At 70.5% G+C, this 19227-nt stretch carries 18 protein-coding genes; 7 read left to right on the top strand and 11 right to left on the bottom strand.

Annotated elements, in window-relative coordinates; genetic code table 11:
* Positions 1-304: 304 nt before the first annotated feature.
* From AB0L59_RS27920 to AB0L59_RS27905, 4 genes are all read right to left on the bottom strand, one after another.
* Complete coding sequence (locus AB0L59_RS27920) at positions 305-793, bottom strand: carboxymuconolactone decarboxylase family protein (RefSeq protein WP_365588863.1); 489 nt, start codon at positions 791-793, stop codon at positions 305-307.
* A gap of 677 nt (positions 794-1470) precedes the next feature.
* Entirely contained in the window at positions 1471-2079 is a 609-nt protein-coding gene (locus AB0L59_RS27915; RefSeq protein ID WP_365588860.1) for a carbonic anhydrase, read from the bottom strand.
* 562 nt (positions 2080-2641) lie between these two features.
* Positions 2642-3007, bottom strand: coding sequence for a hypothetical protein (locus tag AB0L59_RS27910; RefSeq protein WP_365588859.1), 366 nt, complete (start codon positions 3005-3007; stop codon positions 2642-2644).
* Between the two features lie 722 nt (positions 3008-3729).
* A complete protein-coding gene (locus AB0L59_RS27905; RefSeq protein ID WP_365588857.1) occupies positions 3730-4362 on the bottom strand; it encodes a glyoxalase in 633 nt (210 codons plus the stop codon).
* A gap of 170 nt (positions 4363-4532) precedes the next feature.
* Between AB0L59_RS27905 and AB0L59_RS27900 the strand changes: the two genes are divergently transcribed.
* Entirely contained in the window at positions 4533-5459 is a 927-nt protein-coding gene (locus AB0L59_RS27900) for an NAD-dependent protein deacetylase (RefSeq protein WP_365588856.1), read from the top strand.
* Between the two features lie 124 nt (positions 5460-5583).
* On the opposite strand, the gene AB0L59_RS27895 is transcribed toward AB0L59_RS27900, so the two are convergent.
* Positions 5584-6828 carry a ThuA domain-containing protein gene (locus AB0L59_RS27895; RefSeq protein ID WP_365588854.1) on the bottom strand — a complete coding sequence of 415 codons (1245 nt, stop codon included), beginning with the start codon at positions 6826-6828 and terminating at the stop codon, positions 5584-5586.
* A gap of 575 nt (positions 6829-7403) precedes the next feature.
* On the opposite strand from AB0L59_RS27895, the gene AB0L59_RS27890 reads away from it, so the two are divergent.
* The 3 genes from AB0L59_RS27890 to AB0L59_RS27880 all read left to right on the top strand — a co-directional run bounded on the left by AB0L59_RS27890 (position 7404) and on the right by AB0L59_RS27880 (position 10430).
* On the top strand, positions 7404-8621 hold the full coding sequence (locus AB0L59_RS27890; protein ID WP_365589204.1) for a PP2C family protein-serine/threonine phosphatase: 1218 nt from the start codon (positions 7404-7406) through the stop codon (positions 8619-8621).
* 246 nt (positions 8622-8867) lie between these two features.
* Entirely contained in the window at positions 8868-9848 is a 981-nt protein-coding gene (locus tag AB0L59_RS27885) for an urea transporter (protein WP_365588852.1), read from the top strand.
* A gap of 129 nt (positions 9849-9977) precedes the next feature.
* Positions 9978-10430, top strand: coding sequence for an SRPBCC family protein (locus tag AB0L59_RS27880; protein ID WP_365588849.1), 453 nt, complete (start codon positions 9978-9980; stop codon positions 10428-10430).
* A gap of 242 nt (positions 10431-10672) precedes the next feature.
* On the opposite strand, the gene paaE is transcribed toward AB0L59_RS27880, so the two are convergent.
* Genes paaE through paaA form a run of 5 tightly spaced genes read right to left on the bottom strand, consistent with a single transcriptional unit; the run spans position 10673 to position 14413 of the window.
* Positions 10673-11788: a 1,2-phenylacetyl-CoA epoxidase subunit PaaE gene (gene paaE / locus AB0L59_RS27875; RefSeq protein WP_365588846.1), complete on the bottom strand. Its 1116-nt coding sequence runs from the start codon at positions 11786-11788 to the stop codon at positions 10673-10675.
* A complete protein-coding gene (gene paaD, locus AB0L59_RS27870; RefSeq protein WP_365588843.1) occupies positions 11788-12303 on the bottom strand; it encodes a 1,2-phenylacetyl-CoA epoxidase subunit PaaD in 516 nt (171 codons plus the stop codon). Before paaD ends, paaE begins: the two co-directional genes overlap by 1 nt.
* Entirely contained in the window at positions 12297-13127 is an 831-nt protein-coding gene (paaC, locus tag AB0L59_RS27865) for a 1,2-phenylacetyl-CoA epoxidase subunit PaaC (protein ID WP_365588841.1), read from the bottom strand. The genes paaD and paaC overlap by 7 nt, the downstream gene beginning before the upstream one ends.
* Positions 13128-13136: 9 nt before the next feature.
* Positions 13137-13430, bottom strand: a complete 294-nt coding sequence (gene paaB / locus AB0L59_RS27860) for a 1,2-phenylacetyl-CoA epoxidase subunit PaaB (RefSeq protein ID WP_365588838.1) — start codon at positions 13428-13430, stop codon at positions 13137-13139.
* Positions 13427-14413, bottom strand: a complete 987-nt coding sequence (gene paaA / locus AB0L59_RS27855) for a 1,2-phenylacetyl-CoA epoxidase subunit PaaA (protein ID WP_365588835.1) — start codon at positions 14411-14413, stop codon at positions 13427-13429. The genes paaB and paaA overlap by 4 nt, the downstream gene beginning before the upstream one ends.
* Before the next feature lie 311 nt (positions 14414-14724).
* On the opposite strand from paaA, the gene paaI reads away from it, so the two are divergent.
* Positions 14725-15156: a hydroxyphenylacetyl-CoA thioesterase PaaI gene (gene paaI, locus AB0L59_RS27850; RefSeq protein WP_365588832.1), complete on the top strand. Its 432-nt coding sequence runs from the start codon at positions 14725-14727 to the stop codon at positions 15154-15156.
* A complete protein-coding gene (paaK, locus tag AB0L59_RS27845) occupies positions 15153-16499 on the top strand; it encodes a phenylacetate--CoA ligase PaaK (RefSeq protein WP_365588830.1) in 1347 nt (448 codons plus the stop codon). Before paaI ends, paaK begins: the two co-directional genes overlap by 4 nt.
* A 302-nt stretch (positions 16500-16801) precedes the next feature.
* On the opposite strand, the gene AB0L59_RS27840 is transcribed toward paaK, so the two are convergent.
* Entirely contained in the window at positions 16802-18412 is a 1611-nt protein-coding gene (locus AB0L59_RS27840) for a metallophosphoesterase family protein (RefSeq protein ID WP_365588828.1), read from the bottom strand.
* 594 nt (positions 18413-19006) lie between these two features.
* On the opposite strand from AB0L59_RS27840, the gene AB0L59_RS27835 reads away from it, so the two are divergent.
* A partial coding sequence (locus tag AB0L59_RS27835) for a ricin-type beta-trefoil lectin domain protein (protein WP_365588825.1) occupies positions 19007-19227 on the top strand: 221 nt, incomplete at its 3' end.

Below are 19227 nucleotides of genomic sequence, written 5' to 3'. Positions count from 1 at the left end.
CCGGGCGGGCCTGTGGAAGGAGGTCCTCGACCGGCTCCGCCAGCCCGGCGGCGCGCTCCCCGGCGAAATCGTCGAACTCGGCACCACGGACCAGGTGTTCAACCCCCCGGCCGACGAACGCACGGCGGACCATGTGGCGGGTCGCCTCGGCTGACGGGCGCGGCCGCCGGCCGCATCCGCAGGCGGGACTGGGACTTCCCGGCCGGTCATGCCCGGCGTCGACCGCTGATCGCGGTGCGCCGGGCAGAGTGCCCCGACGGTACTCGGTGAGGTGTTGCAGCACCTGCACCGCCGACGAATCAGGTCAGTCCCACTGCTGCTCAGCGAGGGAGCCGACCGGCTGCGGCTTGCCGATGACGGCCAGGGCGACGAAGAAGCCGATCTGGCCGATCGCGATGGTGAGAGTGGCCAGTGCCTTTTGGTCGTAGTGCTTGGCGACCTCTGCGTACAGTTCGTCGGAAACGCGTTCCTTGCCGTGCGGAGCGGGCTGGAGGGCGGCCTCCAGGAGGGCGAGGGCGGCACGTTCGGCGTCGCTGAAGCAGGGGGCGTCCTGCCAGGAGGAGACGGCGGTGATGCGCTCCTCGGACTCCCCGGCCTTCCGCAAAAAGCCGGTGTTCAGGATCGTCAGGTACGTGTTGCCGACGATCTGCCCGGCACGCAGGTGGACGAGACTCATCGTCGTACGCGGCACCGACCGGTTGCCCGTGGCCCTGAACAGAGCGGCGCTGACATCGTTCAACTCGGGTACGAACTCCGCCGGGTTCGGCATCCGGGAGATCGAGGTGTTCGTCACGACTGCACTCCTTCGCATCAGCCTGATCGATGACTTCACCGCGCTGACGGACCGACTGACCGAGATGTGACAGGCATCCGGGGATTTCTTGCCTCGGTGTCGCGGCCGGGGGGCACCGTCGGTCTCCGCGTCTCCGTCCGGTCTCCCTTCGGACACGAACCTGAGCTGACAAGGAGCCGGGGTGGCGCGCCCAACCGATCTTGTCTTTCAGTGCGATGCGGGCGTCCAGGACCGGCGGATCACGGCCATGACCGCCTTCTGCACACGGCGACTCGACGCCCAGCGGCAGCACGCACAGCTGACCGAGCCGGACCTTCGGAGGGCCGCGCGCAACGCTCAGACCGCCCGGTTCGGTCACGGCGACGGCGTGCCGGCGCAGGGACTGCAGGTGCTCGAACCGGTGACCCCTGGCACGCCACTCGTATTCGACACCAGGGTCATGGCGGTGTACCGGGTGCCCGGGTGGTTCGCCACGGGGAGCATCGAGGACGACCGCTGCTTCCGTGCGCTGGTCCCGGACGGCGGGAGGCGGCTCCCGCGCGAGCACGGCCGCGGCGCTGCCGGCCTGCCCGGCCCGGGCCGCGGTGCCGGAAAGTCCTCACCCCGGCGAACCGCGCGGTCGCGGGAAAGCGTTGCGGCCCGAGACGACAGGCCACCCGTCCGTCGTTCCGACCGGATCAGAAGGGCGCGCCGACCAGGACTTCCACCTTGCCGGTGTCGAGTGAGTAGTACGCGCCGACCACCGCCAGGGAGTCCTTGCGCACCAGTGGAGCGAGGTCCGCGTTGGAGCGCAGTGCGGTGGCGGTCAACTTTGCCTGGGCTCGGGCCATCGCCTCGACCGGGTCGGCGCCGCCTTCCCTCACCGCCTGCTCGTACGCCGGCCGCAGGGATGTGACGATCGCCTGCAGATTGCCGGGCAGGGGTTTGCCGTCACGCAGGGACTGGTACGCGGCTTTGACGGCGCCGCAGCGTTGATGGCCGAGGACGACGATGAGCGGGGTGCCACTCGTCATGGGACCGTACTCGACCGACCCGGTGACCACCGGATCGACCGTCTGCGCGCCCGTGCGCATCACGTAGAGGTCACCGAGTCCGGTGTCGAAGAGGAGTTCGGGCGGCACTCGGGAATCGATGCACGACAGAACCGCTCCGAAGGGCTCCTGATGCTGGGTCACGAGCTGACGCCGGTCCGGATCCCGGTCCGGGTGCTGAAGCTTCCCGCTGACCCAGCGTCCGTTGCCTTCCATCAGTCTGGCGAACGCGGTGGCGGGCGTGGTGGGGGTCACGCTGGGCGAGGCACTGTTCGCGGACGTGGCGGCGCTCGTCGACGCACACCCGGCAAGGGCGACCGTGGCACCCGCGAGTGAGCCGAAAAGCACGGCTCTACGGTCGAGACGCCCTGCTGTGCCCATTGGTCGGTCCCCTCTGCGCCGTACGAATCTGTGCCTGCCTGCAGACCAGGGCCATTGTTCAAGGGGGGTGGGGTGGCCCGGCGGCAGACACAAGCGGGCGCGGACCGCTTTGCCCCCGACGGCCCACAGAGGCGCGCGCTCGGGCGTCGGCTGCGCGGCTGCCGAGGGCCGCCCGACGCGCTGGGCTTCCGCTGCCGGACGTCGCTTCCGGTTCGACTTGTGCGGTGGTCTCTCCGGCCGTGGTGGCGACGCCATGTGGCGGGATGGCCGTTCCCGGGCAGATGGCGACGTCAACCGGCCGGTCCACCGCCCGAGGAGCACACCGCGACGACGGGAACCTCTGCCTGTTTCACCGCCTTCCCCGACCTGACGATGAGCCGGATGGCGCAAGCGGAACTCGCAGCCGCCCAGGAAGTACATCTCCTGCGCGGGAGCCTCAGGCGCGGTCCGTCAGTTCCTCCGCGAAGACGTGTGACAGCGGCTGTGGTCCCACGTACTGCTGACAGTTGCACTGGCCGGGCTCGTACCGCAGCGGCTTCTTGTTCTCGTCCCAGGCCGTCGGCACCTCGACGCGTTCGTGGCACCGGCCCTGCTTGTCGTGCTTGGCGAGATGGTGTGTGCATCCGCACACTGGCTCAGGAGCCTTGTTCGCTGCTTCGACGGCCAAACGTTCCTGTTTCGCGGCTTCCAGCAACTCCAGCTTGCGCTCGTGCCGATTGCGCAGCGCGGTGCGGACGTTGTCAGCCGCCCACCCGAAGCCCCCTGTGCCGAAGACGATGAATACCCACCAGAACGCGTCCACCAGCTGTCCTTTCCCCCGAACCACTGCGTGTCAGCATAGATGGATCCCGGCGGTGGTCGCTCCGGCCTGCCACGGCTCCGGTCACCGTGGCGCCGACATGCCACCTCGGTCATACAAGAACCACGCTTGCTCACACATCCTGGCGTCTGGGGGGACCGGATCGTGGACTCGCATGTCATCAGAGGTGCTTCGCACTCCGCCGAGAGGAGGCCTGGTGGGGGCGCTGTTCGCCGAAGCGGCACCACGCCGACCGCGGACACCACGGCCGGTGCTGGGCCTGCGGGCCCGCGGCGACGGCGCCCTCGTCGCCCCAGACGCAGGCTCCTGCCGCCGACCATCTCCTCTACGACGGCCTGCGCGAGGGCGGCGCCCTCACCCGCCGGAACGGGACCGGGGTTTCCTGCCACTCCCGGATCATGGAGCGTAAGGCCGGCGCGAGTGCGGGGGCGACGCCGAGGCCCTGACGCCCCTCACCGGCGCCCAGCCCGGTGCTCTCCGCCTCGGCGCGGACCCGGCCGACGGCCTCACGCTCCTGTGGGCGAGTTCCGGTCAGCCTCGCGCCGGGCCTGGACCGACCGCCGTCCGCGTCCGACACGTGACCCAATCGCCGCCCCACCGCAGCCACACCGGCTCCGGGAACACCACACCGCGTCGCCGCTCACGTCCTGACGGCGTGCGCACCCCCGTGCACTCCGGCCGCGCGACTTTGCCGGCCGATCCGTTCAGGCCGTGGCGGTCAGCGGGACAGCGGCCTCCCAGACGAAATCGTCCGGATCGCTGCACGGGCCGGCAGTGCCGGAGAGCACGAGCCGGTGCGATCCGGTGCCGTCGGCGGGGACACCCGCGTCCTTGGCGAGAGCGCGGCGCTTGTAGAGAGCGAGCTTGACGTGCCCCGCGTCCGTGGCGAACTCGACGTACTTGCCGCCGAAGCTCTTACCCACTCTCAGGCCCCGATCGGCGTAGAACTGCTTGCTGGCCTTCACGTCCTCGACGCCCAGCAGCAGCACCAGCTCGTCGAAGGCCCGGCTGACCGGGCCGGTGTCCTTCTTCGCCGACGTCGCGATCTTCACAATCGTGCCGTCCGGAGCCTGGACGACCCCGCCGTAGCCCCACAGCGACTTCGAGGGGGACTTGAGGATGGTGGCGCCGGCGTCGACGGCACTGTCGAGGAGGGCGTCGACGTTGCCCGGCTGGGACGCCACCAGCGACAGCGTGAACCCGCGGAAGCCGGTCGTAGGCTCCCCGGATGCGCGTAGACGCACGTGCGAGGAGTCCGGCCCGAAGACGGTCGAGTAGAAACGGGTGGCAGCCGTGAGGTCGGCCACCTCCAGGATGACGGCATCGATGGAGTTCATGCCTATGACGGTAGGGACCACCGGGTGACCGGCGCTTCTCGAAAACTGACCGGTTCTGGCCGGCACATCTTCGGGGCCCCGGCGGGCCGTCCAGCCGCATCAGCGCGGTGCGCGGCGCCCTGCCGATCCGCGCGAACGACGGACGGCAGCCTCTTCCGTACCCTGGCGGCATGCGGATGCGCCCCACTCTGAGCTGGACACCTGCCGATGACCTGCCGCCGGGCACCACGGATCTGGAGCCGGTCGCCGAGGCGCTGAGCACCGGCGGCGTGCTGGTGCTCAGCGGAGCGGGCCTCTCCACGGAGTCGGGGATCCCCGACTACCGGGGCGAGGGCGGGAGCCTCAGCCGGCACACCCCGATGACCTACCAGGACTTCACCGCAAGCGCGCAGGCCCGGCGCCGGTACTGGGCGCGCAGCCACCTTGGTTGGCGCGCTTTCGGCCGCGCCCGCCCCAACGCCGGGCACCGGGCCGTGGCCGCGTTCGGGCGGCACGGCCTGCTCTCGGGTGTGATCACCCAGAACGTCGACGGCCTGCACCAGGCCGCGGGGAGTGAGGGTGTCGTGGAGCTCCATGGAAGCCTCGACCGGGTCGTCTGCCTCTCCTGCGGCGCCTACAGCCCGCGCCGTGCACTCGCCCGGCGGCTGGAGGAGGCCAATCCGGGATTCGCGCCGGTGGCCGCCGGAATCAACCCGGACGGTGACGCCGACCTCACCGACGAACAGGTCGGGGACTTCCGTGTGCTGCCCTGCACGGTCTGCGGCGGCATCCTCAAACCGGACGTGGTGTTCTTCGGCGAAACCGTTCCGCAGCAGCGGGTCGAACACTGCCGCGAACTGGTCGGCGAAGCAGCCTCACTGCTGGTCCTGGGTTCGTCGCTGACGGTGATGTCCGGGCTCCGGTTCGTCCGCCAAGCGGCCAAGGCGGAAAAGCCGGTACTGATCATCAACCGCGACCAGACGCGCGGCGACCGGCACGCCGTAACCCGGGTCACGCTCCCCCTGGGATCGGCCCTCACGACCGTGGCCGGCCGGCTGGGCATCCCCGTCGACGGCGAGACGCGACCCCCCTCACCGTGTGCCGAGGCGTCCGTGTGACCCCCTCCTCCACACGCTCGTGGACGGCTTCGGTCACGGTTGCGTGGAAGTGTTCCGCAGCGTACGCACGTCACCGCTGGTCGTGCACCAGCGGTGACGGGGGGCGAAGTGATGTGACGCGTCGTCAGGAGGGCAAGGACCAACTCTGGTTGGGGGCTCCGGAGCACGACCATATCTGCAGCCGGGTTCCGTTGGCCGAGCTGGGGCCGGTGGCGTCGAGGCACTTGCCCGACTGCGGATTGACAAGGGAGCCGTTCGCACCGGGCTGCCAGACCTGCGAGCCGGTGCCGTTGCAGTCGTAGAGCTGCACCTTGGTCCCATCGGCGGTTCCGGCAGCGGTCACGTCCATGCATTTCCCCAGGGCTGTGAGCGTGCCGGTGCTGCCCACCGTCCAGTTCTGGGCGCTTGTGCCGTTGCAGTCGTAGAGCTGCACGGCGGTGCCGTTGGTGGCGTCGGCGCCGGCGACGTCGACGCACTTGCCGCCGTAGCCGTGGATCGGGCCGGTGGCCGCCGACGGCGGGGTGACCGGGCCCGCCTGCCCTGCAGCCCACTTGATCTCCTGCAGCAGCAACTGGTTCTGCTGCGCGCTGGCGAACGTGGACGACAACGCGGTGTTGGTCGAGTAGTCCATCGCGTTGTGGCCGAAGTTGTTGTAGACCATCCTGTAGTTGCGGTTGGACCACACGATCGGGAAGTAGCCGCTGTACCAGGTCTGGTTGGGGTCGGTGCCGACCGGGAAGGTGGACGGGTCCATCGACGCCAGGATGTCGATGTCCGGGTTCTGCCGCAGGTCGTACTGCCAGCCGTACCATTCGCTCACCGAGCTGGTGATGGTGGCCGGCAGGCCGGCGGTCGCCGCGTGGCCGCGGTCCTCGATCTTCAGCGTTTCCGAGGTCGGCCCCCAGGAATTGCTCTTGAACGTGCCCGTGCCCAAGAACGTGTTGTGGTACCAGGGCCAGTCGGTCGAGTCGGCGTTGTACGCGGAGACGTGGAAACCGATGAAGCCACCGCCGCCCGCCATGTACGCCTGGAAGGCGGACTGCTGCGCTGCGCTGTGGGGGTAGTCGTCGAGGAACATCACCACCTGGTATTGGGCGAGGTTCGCGGTGTTGAGCTGACTCCAGTCCGTGGTGGCGGTGTAGGTGAACCCGTTCTGCGCACCGGCCCCGGGGAACCAGGAGTTGGCCTCGTGATCGAAGCTGATGTGCGCCGCGTCGTAGGTGCCGTCGTAGAAGGCGAGCACTTTGAAGGGGGTGGCCGCGTGAGCGGCGAGCGTCGGCCCGGCCTGGACGCCGAGAACCAGGGCGAGCAGGGCGAGCAGTCTCAGCAGGATGGGCAGCCGAAGGCCGGCCGTACCGGAACGGGGCATGCGAAGACCTTCCTCGTGCACGATCGTTGTGTGGGGCGTTACCTGTGCACTCCGACCAGAAGCATGGACCATGTCCACGTCAATGAAACATGGTCCGTACCAAGTTGCGGAATGATCCGGCGGCAAAGCCGCATGCGCAAGGTCGGATGCGGCTGACCCGACCGCCACCCCTGCACCGCGCCGGGCCGATGCCGCTCGGCCCGCGGCCCGGAGGTCCTCTGCTGTCTCACCGCGGCACACGGTGACCGCCGCGAGCGGGGCTACGGGCACTGTGCAGATGTCCACGCCCGGCGGCCGGGAGATGCGGGCGCGGGCAGGCCTCGGACAGGGGGCGCCTCGGCCGGGACGGAAGCCGCCTCGGGCTGACGACGGCCGCCCAGCCAGGCCCGACCGGCCAGGCCCGACCGGCCAGGCCCGACCGGCCAGGCCCGTGCTCGGCAGCCGGGCGGACACCGCCGCAGGCACGCCATCGCAGGAAGGCCGGACGACCGCCGTGGCCGCCGCTTTCGCCCTCGCCGAGGGCCGGGCCTGACGTGAGAGGAGGCGAGAACGGTGTGAGACTGGCGACGGAAGGGGTGATCCCGTTGCCGGATTCGCCGTACGCGTCCTCCGGTCCCGACACCGCCGTCGACGAGAGTCTGCTGGTCGAGCTGATCACCGAGGCGCAGACGGCACTGCCGGTCGACTTGCCTGCCCTGGCGAACCGGTGCGCCTCGGCCCTGGGCCTGAACACCGCGCTGATCTACCTCGTCGACCTGCAGCAACGGCTGCTCATCCCGCTCGACGAGGCCTTGGATCCCCTGCCAGTGGACCGTTCGTCGGCCGGCAGCGCGTATCGCACGGTCTCCCCGCGGGTGGACGCGGCCGACGACGACGGCCTGATCGTCTGGATGCCTCTGGTCGACGGTGCGGAGCGGCTGGGCGTGCTGGCGGTGCGGACCGCCTCGGCCGACGGGGTGCGGATGCACCGCAGCCGGATGCTGGCCCATCTGTTCGCCATGCTGATCACCTCCAAGCGCGCCTACAGCGACTGGCTCGCCGCCCGCACCCGCACCGCGATGATGGCTCTGCCCGCCGAGATGCTGCGGGCCTTCCTGCCGCCCCGCACCATCGGCAGCAGCAGGTGCGTCTCCACGGCCGTCCTGGAACCGGCCTATGACATCGCCGGCGACGCCTTCGACCACTCAGTGGTCAAGAACATGCTGCACACCATGATCCTCGACGCCATGGGGCACGATCTGACCGCCGGCCTGACCACGTCGGTCGCCATGGCGGCGGCGCGCAACGCCCGCCGCGGCGGTGGTCGCCTGGCCGACATCGTCGGCTCCGTCGACCAGGCGCTCGCCCAGTGGCTTCCCGACCAGTTCTGCACCGGCGTGCTGTGTCGGCTCGATGCCGAGACCGGGGTGCTGCGCTGGGTCAATTGCGGCCATCCCCCACCGCTGCTGATCCGTGCCGAGCGGGTGCTCGCCGGGGTGCTGGACAGTCCTCCGCAGCCGCCGATCGGCCTGGCGGGCCCGCTGGCCCCGGCAACCCGGCAGGTCCACGAGACGACACTGGAGCCGGGAGACTGTGTCCTGCTCTACACCGACGGCGTCGTGGAGGCGCGCGACGCGGACGGCGCGGAGTTCGGCCTGGACCGGTTCACCGACTTCATCATCCGGTCCTCCGCCGCCGGCCAGCGCCCGGCCGAGGTGCTGCGGCTGCTCATCCACGCCATCCTCGAACACCAGCGAAACGAACTGCGGGACGACGCGACCATCCTGCTGTTCGAATGGCGCCCGCAGTGCTGATGACGCGGTATCGCGCCGAGCCTCGCTGTGCTCACGGGCGGCCATCGGCCGGGTCGGTATGCGGGCGGACTGCGTTGACTCGACATGCTCCCGCATTGTGGAAATATAATACCGCTACGTGAAATTCGAGCGGGGGCGGTTATGCGGCGTCGCGTGCGGCTGAGGGGGTTCGGTCGTGGAGACGCGTCCGGGCAGGTGTGGGGCGAGCCAGCGTCGGTTCGTCGCCGTCGGCTTCCAAGACGGGGTGTGCGGTTCGGGGGCCCCGTGCTGCGCGGCCTCGCGCAGGTCGTGTTCCTCGACAACGCCTGGGCGGGCGCTGTCTTCGGCGTCGCGCTGTGGACGGCCGGGTGGCGGTACGGTCTCTACGGACTGGGCGGCGCCGCCCTGGGCACCGCCGCCGCGTGCCTGCTGGGCGTGACCCGTGACCGGGTGGGTGCGGGACTCGAGGGTTTCAACTCCTGTCTGACCGCCCTCTGTTGCGCCGTGCTCCTCGATGCCGGCAGGCCGGCCACGGTGGTGTTCGCCTTCGCTGCCTGCCTCGTCGTGACGGTCGTCACGGCGGCCGTCGCCCGGCTGTTGCGCGTCTGGGATCTGCCGACGCTGACCCTGCCCTACTGCCTGCTGGCCGGTGCGACAAGCCTGGCCGCACCGGCCTTCGGGCGGATGGGGCCGCATGCCGCGAGCCTGGCGGCGCTGCCTCGCGCCGCCTCCCGGGTCGACGTCCTGCGGCCCGACGACGTGGCCGGAGCCTTCTTCCGCAACCTCTCCCAGATCTTCTTCCTGGAGCAGTGGTCTGCGGGAGCTCTACTGCTCACGGGCCTCTTCCTGGCGAGCCGGGTGGCTGGCTGGGTGGCCTGTTGCGGCAGCGCGACCGGCATCGTCACCGCCTGGGCCCTCGGAGCGCCGGCCGCCCGGATCGCCGACGGCACGATGGGCTACAACGCCGTCCTCGTCGCCCTGGCGCTCTGCGGGGTGTTCCTGGCCGCGACCCGGACGACGCTGCTGTACGCGGTGCTCGGCGCAGCGACCGCGACCGCCCTCACCCCCGCCATCGGCCATCTGCTCGCACCGTCCGGCGGCCTCCCGTTCACATGGCCGTTCGTGCTGACCACACTCGCCTTTCTGCTGGCCGCCCGCTCCTTCCCGCGCATCACGGGCCCGAGCGACGCCCGCCCCGCCGGCCGGGCTGCCGGCCCTCACCACCGCGGCACGGCCGCAACTCGCTGACGGAGCGCACGGCTCGGCTCCGTCCCGGCCGACTTCTTCCGGCTCTCCGAATCGGAGCAGTCATCCGGCATGAACACGGCCTCGCCTGGAACCCGGTCCCCGTCACACCACCGAGACCGAGGAAGGCGTATGTCGCAGGTCGAAGAGTCCATCGAGGTCAGCGTCCCCGTCCGCGCCGTCTACAACCAGTGGACGCAGTTCGAGGACTTCCCCCAGTTCATGGACGGCGTCGAACGCGTCGAGCAGCGCACCGACACCCTCACGCACTGGACGACGAAGATCGACGGAGTGGAGCGCGAGTTCGACGCGGAGATCACCGAGCAGATCCCCGACGAGCGGGTCGCCTGGACCACGGTCGCGGGCGAGGCCAGGCAGGCAGGCGTCGTCACGTTCCACTACATCGACGACCGGACCACCAAGGTCATGCTGCAGCTCGACTACGCCCCCGAGGGGCTGGCCGAGACCGTCGGGGACAAGCTGGGCTTCGTCAAGCGTCAGGTCGCCGGCGATCTGAGGCGGTTCAAGGGATTCATCGAGTCCCGCGGCGGCACCGAGACCGGCGCCTGGCGCGGCGAAGTCTGATCGCGCCGCCGGCCCGGCGAGCCGGACACTCTCCTCTCTTGCTCCGCCGGCGCTCCCTCCACCACACGAGCGCCGGCACGAGCGCCGGCAGCCTGAGCAGCCCCGCCGGGTTGGCCGAGCGCGCACCACGTGTTGCGCGAGGTGCGGCGGGCCGACCGGACGGGGCGGCCGGACCTGGCGGAAGGCGCCCACGCCGCCCACGCCCTGGATGGCGTCGTGAGAGGGGCTGCGCTGTCGGCTCCTCAGCTGTCGAAGTCGACCGTCAGGCTGTCGGAGACGGGATAGGTCTGGCAGGTCAGCACATAGCCCGCGTCGACCTCGGCGCTCTCCAGCGCGTAGTTGCGGCGCATGTCCGCCTCGCCCTCGGTGACCCGGGCCCGGCAGGTGCCGCAGACACCGCCCTTGCAGGCGAACGGCAGGTCGGGACGCACCCGGGAGGCGGAGTCGAGGAGGGTGGCCCCGCGAGGGAGCGCGGAGGTGGTGGAGCGGCCGTCCAGGACGACGGTGACCTCGCTGACCGGACCGTCGGCGCGTGGTTCCTCATGGCGTACGGCGGCGGGCTCCTCGCCCGCGAAGAAGAGTTCCTGATGGACGCGGTCGTGCGGCACCCCCAGACCGGCAAGGACCTTCTGCGCGTCAAGGACCATGCCGTGGGGGCCACACAGCCACCAGTGATCCGCCTCGGAGACGTCCACCAGGCCGTCGATGAGCGCGGACAGCCGGCCGGCGTCGAGGCGGCCGGTCAGCAGTTCGGCCTCCCGCGGCTCCCGGGACAGAACGTGCGCGAGCTGGAACCGGGCCGGATAGAGGTCCTTCAGGTCGGCCAGTTCGTCGGCGAACATCACCGAGTCGGTGCGCCGGTTGCCGTAGAAGAGGGTGACGCGGGACCGGTCGTCGGCGGCGAGGACGGACTCGGCGATGGAGAGCATCGGGGTGATGCCCGAGCCGGCCGCGATGAGCACGTGGTGTCCGGGCACCGCCAGGTCGGGGGTGAAGGCGCCGGTCGGGGCCATCACCTCGACGGTGTCGCCCGGCCTCACCTCGTGCACCAGCCAAGAGGAGAACAGCCCACCGGGTACGACGCGCACTCCGATGCGCGGGCGGGCGCCCGCCGGGGAGCAGATCGAGTACGAGCGCCGCTCGTCGCGGCCGTCGGCCTCGCGTCGCAGGGTGAGCGACTGGCCGGGGGCGAAAGCGAACTCCTCCGCCAACTCGGCGGGGATGTCGAAGCTCACCGCGGCGGCGTCGTCGCACAGGCGCTGGACCGCCGCCACCTTCAGGGCGTGGAAGGCCGGGCGGCGGCGCGGTCGCCGCACCGGGGCGGAGGCGGCGGCACCCGGGGCCAACAGGTCCTCCATCAGATCTCCTTGACGTACTCGAACGGTTCCTGGCAGGCGCGGCAGCGCCACAGGGCCTTGCAGGAGGTGGCTCCGAAACGGGAGGTCTCCTCCGTGTCGGTCGCACCGCAGCGCGGGCAGGGCACCGCTCGGCGGGTGGCGGCCAGGTTCAGCGGTACGGGTCCTGAAGCCGGGCGCGGTGCGGGGCCGGGGGGTGCGATGCCGTGTTCGGCGAGCTTGCGGCGGCCCTCGGGGGTGATCCAGTCGGTGGTCCACGGCGGGTCGAGGACCGTACGCACCTCCACGCGCTCGTAGCCGGCGTCCTTCAGCCGCGCCGCGACGCCGGCCCGCATCTCGGACATGGCCGGGCAGCCGGAGTAGGTCGGCGTGAGGTCGGCGACGACCGTGCCGTCCGGGGCCACCGTCACGTCCCGCAGCACGCCGAGGTCGGCGAGGGTGAGCATGGGCAGCTCGGGGTCGGGGACCTGCTCGGCGATGCGGCGGGCCCGCCGGGCATCGGTGAGCACGGTCACCATGTCGCCTCCGGGTGGGCTCGGGCGACGCCCTGCAGCTCGGCCAGCAGCGGGGCGAGGTGTTCGGTGTGGTCGCCTTCGCGGCCGGAACCGGTCGTCTGCCGTGTCATGTCCGGCAGGGGCAGGCCAGCCGCCTCGGTGACCTGCCGCAGAACGGCGAGGACCTCGGTCCGCGCGTCGTGCGCCTCGAACAACTCGCCCAGGTGAGCGGCCACCTGCTCGAGGCCGGCGCGCATCCTGCGGTGGGACTCCTCGGTGCCGTCGCCGAGCCGGACGACCCATTGCGCCGCGTACTGCCGGTGGTAGGTCAGCTCCTTCACGCCCTTGGCAGCGATGGCGGCGAGCACCGGGTCGGCCGTGGTGGCGAGCCGCTCGAAGTGGGCCAGGCGCCAGCTGGCGAACAGCAGCAGCCGCGCCATGGTGAACGCGAAGTCGCCGTTGGGCAGTTCGACCAGGCGGACGTTGCGGAAGTCGTCCGGGTCCCGGAAGTAGGCGTAGGCGTCCTCGCCGCGTCCGGTGCCGTCGACCTGACCGCAGCGGGCGTAGAGCAGGCGGGCCTGGCCGAGCAGGTCGAGCCCGAGGTTGGCCAGCGCCACCTCCTCCTCCAGTTCGGGTGCCCGCGTGGTCCACTCGGCCAGCCGCTGGGCGCTGACCAGGGCGTCGTCGGCCAGATCCAGGCAGAGCCCGGCCAGCTGCGCCCGGTCGACGCCGTCCGGTACGACGGTGCTCACGCCGTGCAGGGGGTCTTCGAAACCGGTGCCGTAGGCCCACCGGGTGTCGTCCTCGTGTCCCTCGGCGAGGGTCATGTAGACGTGATCGTCGCTCATGCCCTGCTCCTAGATGTGGGGGACGTCGTCGGGGATGTCGTAGAAGGTCGGGTGCCGGTACACCTTGTCGGCGCTGGGGGCGAAGAACGGGTCCTTCTCGTCACGGGTGGAGGCGGCGATGTGCTCGGAACGCACCACCCAGATGCTCACGCCCTCGTTGCGGCGGGTGTACAGATCGCGTGCGTGGGTGAGGGCCATCGCGTCGTCGGCGGCGTGCAGCGACCCGACATGGACGTGGTTGAGGCCGCGCTTGCCGCGCACGAACACCTCGTACAGGGGCCAGCCGTGCTTGTCGGAGGTCATGCCGCCGTTCCCTTCTGTGCGCGTGCCGCCTGCTTGGCGGCGTGGGCACTGGCCGCTTCGCGTACCCAGGCGCCCTCTTCGTGAGCGGTCCGGCGCCGCTCGATCCGTTCGGCGTTGCAGGGCCCGTCGCCCTTGATGACGCGCTTGAGCTCGTCCCAGTCCGGCGTGCCGAAGTCGTGGTGCCCGCGCTCCTCGTTCCAGCGCAGTTCCGGGTCGGGGAGGGTGACGCCGAGCTTCTCGGCCTGGGGGACGGTCATGTCGACGAAGCGCCGGCGGAGTTCGTCGTTGCTGTGCCGCTTGATCTTCCAGGCCATCGACTGCGCGGAGTTGGGCGAGTCGTCGTCGGGCGGGCCGAACATCATCAGGGACGGCCACCACCAGCGGTTCACCGCGTCCTGCACCATCTCCCGCTGGGCCTGGGTGCCACGCATCATCGTCATCAGCAGTTCGTAGCCCTGCCGCTGGTGGAAGGACTCCTCCTTGCAGATGCGGACCATCGCCCGCGCGTACGGCCCGTACGAGCTGCGGCACAGCGGCACCTGGTTGCAGATGGCGGCACCGTCGACGAACCAGCCGATCACCCCGACGTCCGCGAAGCTCAGCGTCGGGTAGTTGAAGATCGACGAGTACTTCTGGCGGCCCTCGATCAGGCGCTCGGTGAGGTCCGCGCGGTCGGCGCCGAGGGTCTCTGCCGCCGAGTACAGGTAGAGCCCGTGGCCGGCCTCGTCCTGGACCTTGGCGAACAGGATCGCCTTGCGGCGCAGCGAGGGGGCACGGGTGATCCACTCGCCCTCCGGCTGCATGCCGATGATCTCGGAGTGCGCGTGCTGCGCCACCTGCCGGATCAGCGTCTTGCGGTATCCGTCGGGCATCCAGTCGCGCGGTTCGATCCGCTGGTCCCGCGCGATCGTCGCGCCGAAGTGTTCCTCCAGTGCGGGCGGAGCATCCTGCGCGGCCGACTCGCCGGCCTGCTGTGCCGTCATCCGTACCACCAATCCCAACCGACCGTTCGTTCGGTCTATGATACGACGAGATTCCCCGGGTCCGGCAAGTGCCGGAGCGATATCAGTACCCTGCGTCGGAGATGCCGGGCCGATCAGGACGGCAGGGACGGGGCCCGGGGCGCGCGCACCGCGTGATCCGGCAGGGGGCGGCGACGCTGGAAGGAGTCGGGCGGCTCAGGACCTGCGTTCCGCATGGGGCGCACCTCTTGACAGGCGACGGCGTGGCTTGATTACTTGACCGTGCCGCACGCTAACCGAATGTTCGGTCGGTACACAAGGTGGTGCACACCATGACGGAAGCCACTCCATCGGCACTGGCGCCCGCAGAGCGCATGTTCGCCGCGGACCAGGCCTCGCAGGGGCTCGGCATCGAATTGCTGGAACAGGGCGACGGGACCGCCGTACTGCGGATGACCGTGAGGGCGTCCATGGTCAACGGCCACGGGATCGCCCACGGCGGATACGTGTTCCTGCTGGCCGACACCGCCTTCGCCTGCGCCTGCAACAGTCATGGACCCGTGACCGTCGCCTCAGGAGCGGACGTCACCTTCGTGACGCCGGCCCATGAGGGCGACGTCCTGACAGCCACCGCCCGGGAGGTCACCCGTTTCGGTCGCAGCGGCATCTACGACGTGAGGGTCGTACGCGGGACCACGGTGATCGCCGAGTTCCGCGGCCGCAGCCGCAGCATTCGAGACACGCAATCGGAGGAGCCGCAATGACCAGCGACCTGAGGACATCCGCGGACGCCCCGGCGCGCAGCGGTGAGCCCCTGCCTGCGGACCTGCTGGACGACGCCGAGCGGATGCCGCGCGAGGAGCTGAGAGATCTCCAGCTCCAGCGCCTGCGGCAGACGCTGCGGCACGCCTACGACAACGTCGAGCTGTATCGCAGGAAGTTCGACGCGGCAGGGGTCACGCCCGATGACTGCCGGTCGCTTCGGGACCTGGCACGGTTCCCCTTCACCACCAAGGCGGACCTGCGCGAGACGTATCCCTTCGGGATGTTCGCCGTCCCCATGTCCGACGTACGGCGCATCCACGCCTCCAGCGGCACGACCGGACGACCGACGGTGGTCGGCTACACCGAGCGGGACCTGTCGACCTGGGCGGACCTCATCGCCCGCTCGATCCGGGCCGCCGGCGGACGCCCCGGCCACAAGGTCCACATCAGCTACGGCTACGGCCTGTTCACCGGCGGACTCGGGGCCCACTACGGCGCCGAGCGGGCCGGCTGCACGGTGATCCCCGCCTCCGGCGGCATGACCGCGCGTCAGGTCCAGATCATCCAGGACTTCGAGCCCGACATCATCATGGTCACCCCGTCCTACATGCTCACTCTGCTCGACGAGTTCGAGCGCCAGGGCGTCGATCCGCGCTCCACCTCTTTGAAGGTGGGCATCTTCGGGGCGGAACCGTGGACCGAGGCGATGCGCCGCGAGATCGAGGAGCGGATGGACATCCACGCGGTCGACATCTACGGCCTGTCCGAGGTGATGGGGCCCGGCGTCGCCCAGGAGTGCGTGGAGACCAAGGACGGCCTGCACGTGTGGGAGGACCACTTCCTCCCCGAGGTCGTCGACCCCCTCACGGACGAGGTCCTCGCCGACGGTGAGAGCGGCGAGCTCGTCTTCACCTCGCTCACCAAGGAGGCCCTGCCCGTCGTCCGCTACCGGACGCGGGACCTGACCCGCCTGCTGCCCGGCACCGCCCGGCCCGGCTTCCGACGCATCGAGAAGATCACCGGTCGCTGCGACGACATGATCATCCTGCGCGGGGTGAACGTCTTCCCGACCCAGATCGAGGAGGTGGTACTGGGCACCCCCGGTGTCGCCCCGCACTTCCAGATCCAGCTCAGCACCCGGGGCCGGATGGACCACATGACCGTCCGTGTGGAGGCACAGTCCGATGCGGGACCCGAGCAGCGCGAGTCGGCCGCCCGGGCCATCGCCAAGGGCGTCAAGGACGGCGTCGGCGTGAGCGTGGACGTGGTGATCGTGGATCCGGAGACATTGGAGCGTTCCCTCGGCAAGCTCCGCAGGGTCAAGGACCAGCGCGAAGCGTGATCCGGCACGCCGCTCGGCGCACCACGACCGCCGCGGCCTGACCGCGTCCGCCTTCCACCACCACGCGTCCGGCGAAGAGCACGCGCTGGTCGCCGTGCTCGACGAGGATCCGGAACCGGACGCCTCCGCGACCGCGCGGCCGTGGCACGTCGTCCGCCGGAGCGTGGAGGTGCCGCGGCTCCGGAGCCGCCCAGGTCACCCCGCCGCTGCGGGCCCGCGGCGGGGCGCATGGTGCGGGCCAGGTGGCTGGTCGGCAGCCGCCCGGCCCGCGTCCGTGCGGCGGGGTGGGGAACTCGGTGCGATCAGCCGGCGTGGCCGTCGGAACGCTTGCGGTGGAGGGTGAAGGTCTCGAAGACCGACAGCTCTCCGTGCGGCTTGTTCACGTTGTAGTACGTCACGTGCATCCGCGTGGTGTCACCGGGGTGCCGGCCGGGGTCGACGGTGAACGCGGCGAAGCCATAGGGGTGTTCGACATCGCGGACTCCCATCCAGGCCGCCTCCTCCCTGGTGTAGGTGGAGGTGCGCTTCCCGTTCGAACCGGCCGTCGCGGACACCGCGGTGATCACCTTCGCGGTGCCGTCGGTGAAGAACTTCTGGTTGGTGGTTCCCGAGACGCCACCGCCGCCGAGCACCATGTGCACGGTCCCCAGCCCGGTGTCGATGGAGTCGGTGGCCTGGGAGACCGGACGCGGCGTGAGGGTCTCGCTGCCCGAGACCACACCGCGGACGGCCAGCGAGCGCTCGTAGTTGTGCTCGTGACCGCACACGACCAGGTCCACGCCGTACCGGTCGAACAGGGGCCCGTACGTCTGGCGCAGGCCCAGATCGGCGCCGTTGGCATCGGAGGAACTGATCATGACCTGGTGCATGGCGACGACGATCCAGTCGATGTCACGGGAGGCACGCGCCGCCTTCAGCTCCTTTTCCAGGAAGGCGAGCTGGCGTCCGCCGGAGTAGCCGCTGATGTAGACGTCGCCGCCGTCCTGGAGGCAGTTGTCGTCGTTCTGCAGCACGATCACTCGCACCGAGCCGGCCGTGAACGCGTACCACAGCCCGGACAGTTCGGCGTCGGTCTCGGTGGAGGGGAGGGAGAAGTAGGTCTGGTAGGCGCCGAGGCCGAGCGGGCCGTTGGCCTTCTCGATCTCGTGGTTGCCGGCCGCCGGCATCCAGGGGCGGAAGCGCGCGGAACGGGAGTTGTTGGTGAAGAAGTTGTTCCAGGTGCGCACCCGGTCGACGTCGAGGTTGGCGTAGCACAGGTCGCCGTTGAGGAGATGGAAGAGCGGGGCGACCTGCTCGATTCCGGTGACGATGTCCTTCGTCGCGGGCGTGGAGTTCGCGTCGAGGGCCACCGTGCCGTCGGCCGCCCAGGTCACCTGCGGAGCGGACTGGTCGCCGAAGCTGGTGAAGGTGAACGGCATCCGCCCGTGCGGGGCGGTGCGGAACGTTCCGCTGTCGGGCGTCGTTCCCTCGTGGGTGGCGAGGTAGACGTAGTCCGTGCCGGGGCTGAGCCGGTTCAGCGAGGCGTGGTGGACGTAGACCGTACGGCTGGACGTGCCGTCCACGTAACTGACCGTCCGTGCCGCCGCGCTGGACCCGAAACCGTGCTCCAGCGTTCCGTAGTGCACCACAGGTCTGTTCACCGGTCTGTCGGTGATCCAGGAGACCGTCATCTGGGTGCGCGGGTCCGCCCCGAACGTCAGGTGCAGGCCCTGGACCGGAGGCGCGCCGGTCGAGTCCGCGGTGAGGTGAAACGCCGGTGCGTCGAGCGGGGCGGCCTGGGCCGTGCCCGCGCCGAGCAACGGGGTGACGGCCGCGCCGGCTCCCGCGGTACCGAGAAGGCCCAGCGCGTGGCGGCGGCTGACCCCCTCGGAAGTCGTCGACGCCCCGCCCGATGTGCCTGCCTGTGCGGTCATGGTGCTCTCCCTGACCAGAAGTTTGAGCTGACAATCACCGCACATTGGCGCCCCTCCACGGCGCCCGAGTGAACACCGCATGACCACACGGCCATCGCGCGGCGGGCAGTGGCGTCCTGACCCCTCGAGGTGTCCCATACGGCCGGAACGGCCGCGGCCGCCGAGCCTCCGGCCCCGGTCACGCCTGCCCGACAGCCCAGCGGGTTGCTGGAGCGTCCCTCTGATGCTCGGCACTTCCTCCGCCTCCGGACGGAGGTGACACCCGTGTGGCATCCGCCCGGTCGCCCGGCGTCAGGGTTCCTGCTCCGCGGGCCGACTGGTGTGGAGGTCTCGACCGGCTGACGCGGCATGTCCGGCCGTGCCTTCGATCCCGATCGCCGCCCTGCCGTCCGACACCCCGGGCCATGACCCGGCCGGCCCCTGGCCGAGGTCGCCTCCCTCGCGTCACCGCACGCGCGTGACGTTCTTCAAAGGACGTACGGCTCAACTCCCCAAGCACCCTTGCTTGTTCACGACTTGACGTGATTGGTGTAGACCTTCTACGTTCCGGGTTCCGGCCTTCATCCGTCGACCATGAAAGGCAGTGATCCTCCCGTGGCCGCAGAACCCCCCACACGCGCGGGCCTGTTCAAGGGCGCTGTCGCCGCCGCCGTCGCCGTATCCGCGGCGCTGCTCACCGCCTCCCCCGCCCAGGCGGACACCGGCGCGATCACCGGGCTCGCCGGCAAGTGCCTCGACGTCGCCGGGGCCAACTCCGCCGACGGCACGCCCGTCCAGCTCTACGACTGCAACGGCACGAACGCCCAGCAGTGGAC

The sequence above is a fragment of the Streptomyces sp. NPDC052109 genome, assembly GCF_040680195.1.
Taxonomy (GTDB): domain Bacteria; phylum Actinomycetota; class Actinomycetes; order Streptomycetales; family Streptomycetaceae; genus Streptomyces.
The sequence above is the reverse complement of the archived record's forward strand: the minus strand, read 5'-3'. Positions and strand labels throughout refer to the sequence as shown.

Excerpts from the sequence above, each read along its gene's own strand:
- paaE (WP_365588846.1), bottom strand. The coding sequence starts at position 11,788 with ATGGAGGACCTGTTGGCCCCGGGTGCCGCCGCCTCCGCCCCGGTGCGG.
- AB0L59_RS27880 (WP_365588849.1), top strand. The coding sequence starts at position 9,978 with ATGTCGCAGGTCGAAGAGTCCATCGAGGTCAGCGTCCCCGTCCGCGCC.
- AB0L59_RS27895 (WP_365588854.1), bottom strand. The coding sequence starts at position 6,828 with ATGCCCCGTTCCGGTACGGCCGGCCTTCGGCTGCCCATCCTGCTGAGA.
- paaA (WP_365588835.1), bottom strand. The coding sequence starts at position 14,413 with ATGACGGCACAGCAGGCCGGCGAGTCGGCCGCGCAGGATGCTCCGCCC.
- AB0L59_RS27900 (WP_365588856.1), top strand. The coding sequence starts at position 4,533 with ATGCGGATGCGCCCCACTCTGAGCTGGACACCTGCCGATGACCTGCCG.
- paaB (WP_365588838.1), bottom strand. The coding sequence starts at position 13,430 with ATGACCTCCGACAAGCACGGCTGGCCCCTGTACGAGGTGTTCGTGCGC.
- AB0L59_RS27905 (WP_365588857.1), bottom strand. The coding sequence starts at position 4,362 with ATGAACTCCATCGATGCCGTCATCCTGGAGGTGGCCGACCTCACGGCT.
- paaC (WP_365588841.1), bottom strand. The coding sequence starts at position 13,127 with ATGAGCGACGATCACGTCTACATGACCCTCGCCGAGGGACACGAGGAC.
- paaD (WP_365588843.1), bottom strand. The coding sequence starts at position 12,303 with ATGGTGACCGTGCTCACCGATGCCCGGCGGGCCCGCCGCATCGCCGAG.
- AB0L59_RS27840 (WP_365588828.1), bottom strand. The coding sequence starts at position 18,412 with ATGACCGCACAGGCAGGCACATCGGGCGGGGCGTCGACGACTTCCGAG.
- paaI (WP_365588832.1), top strand. The coding sequence starts at position 14,725 with ATGACGGAAGCCACTCCATCGGCACTGGCGCCCGCAGAGCGCATGTTC.
- paaK (WP_365588830.1), top strand. The coding sequence starts at position 15,153 with ATGACCAGCGACCTGAGGACATCCGCGGACGCCCCGGCGCGCAGCGGT.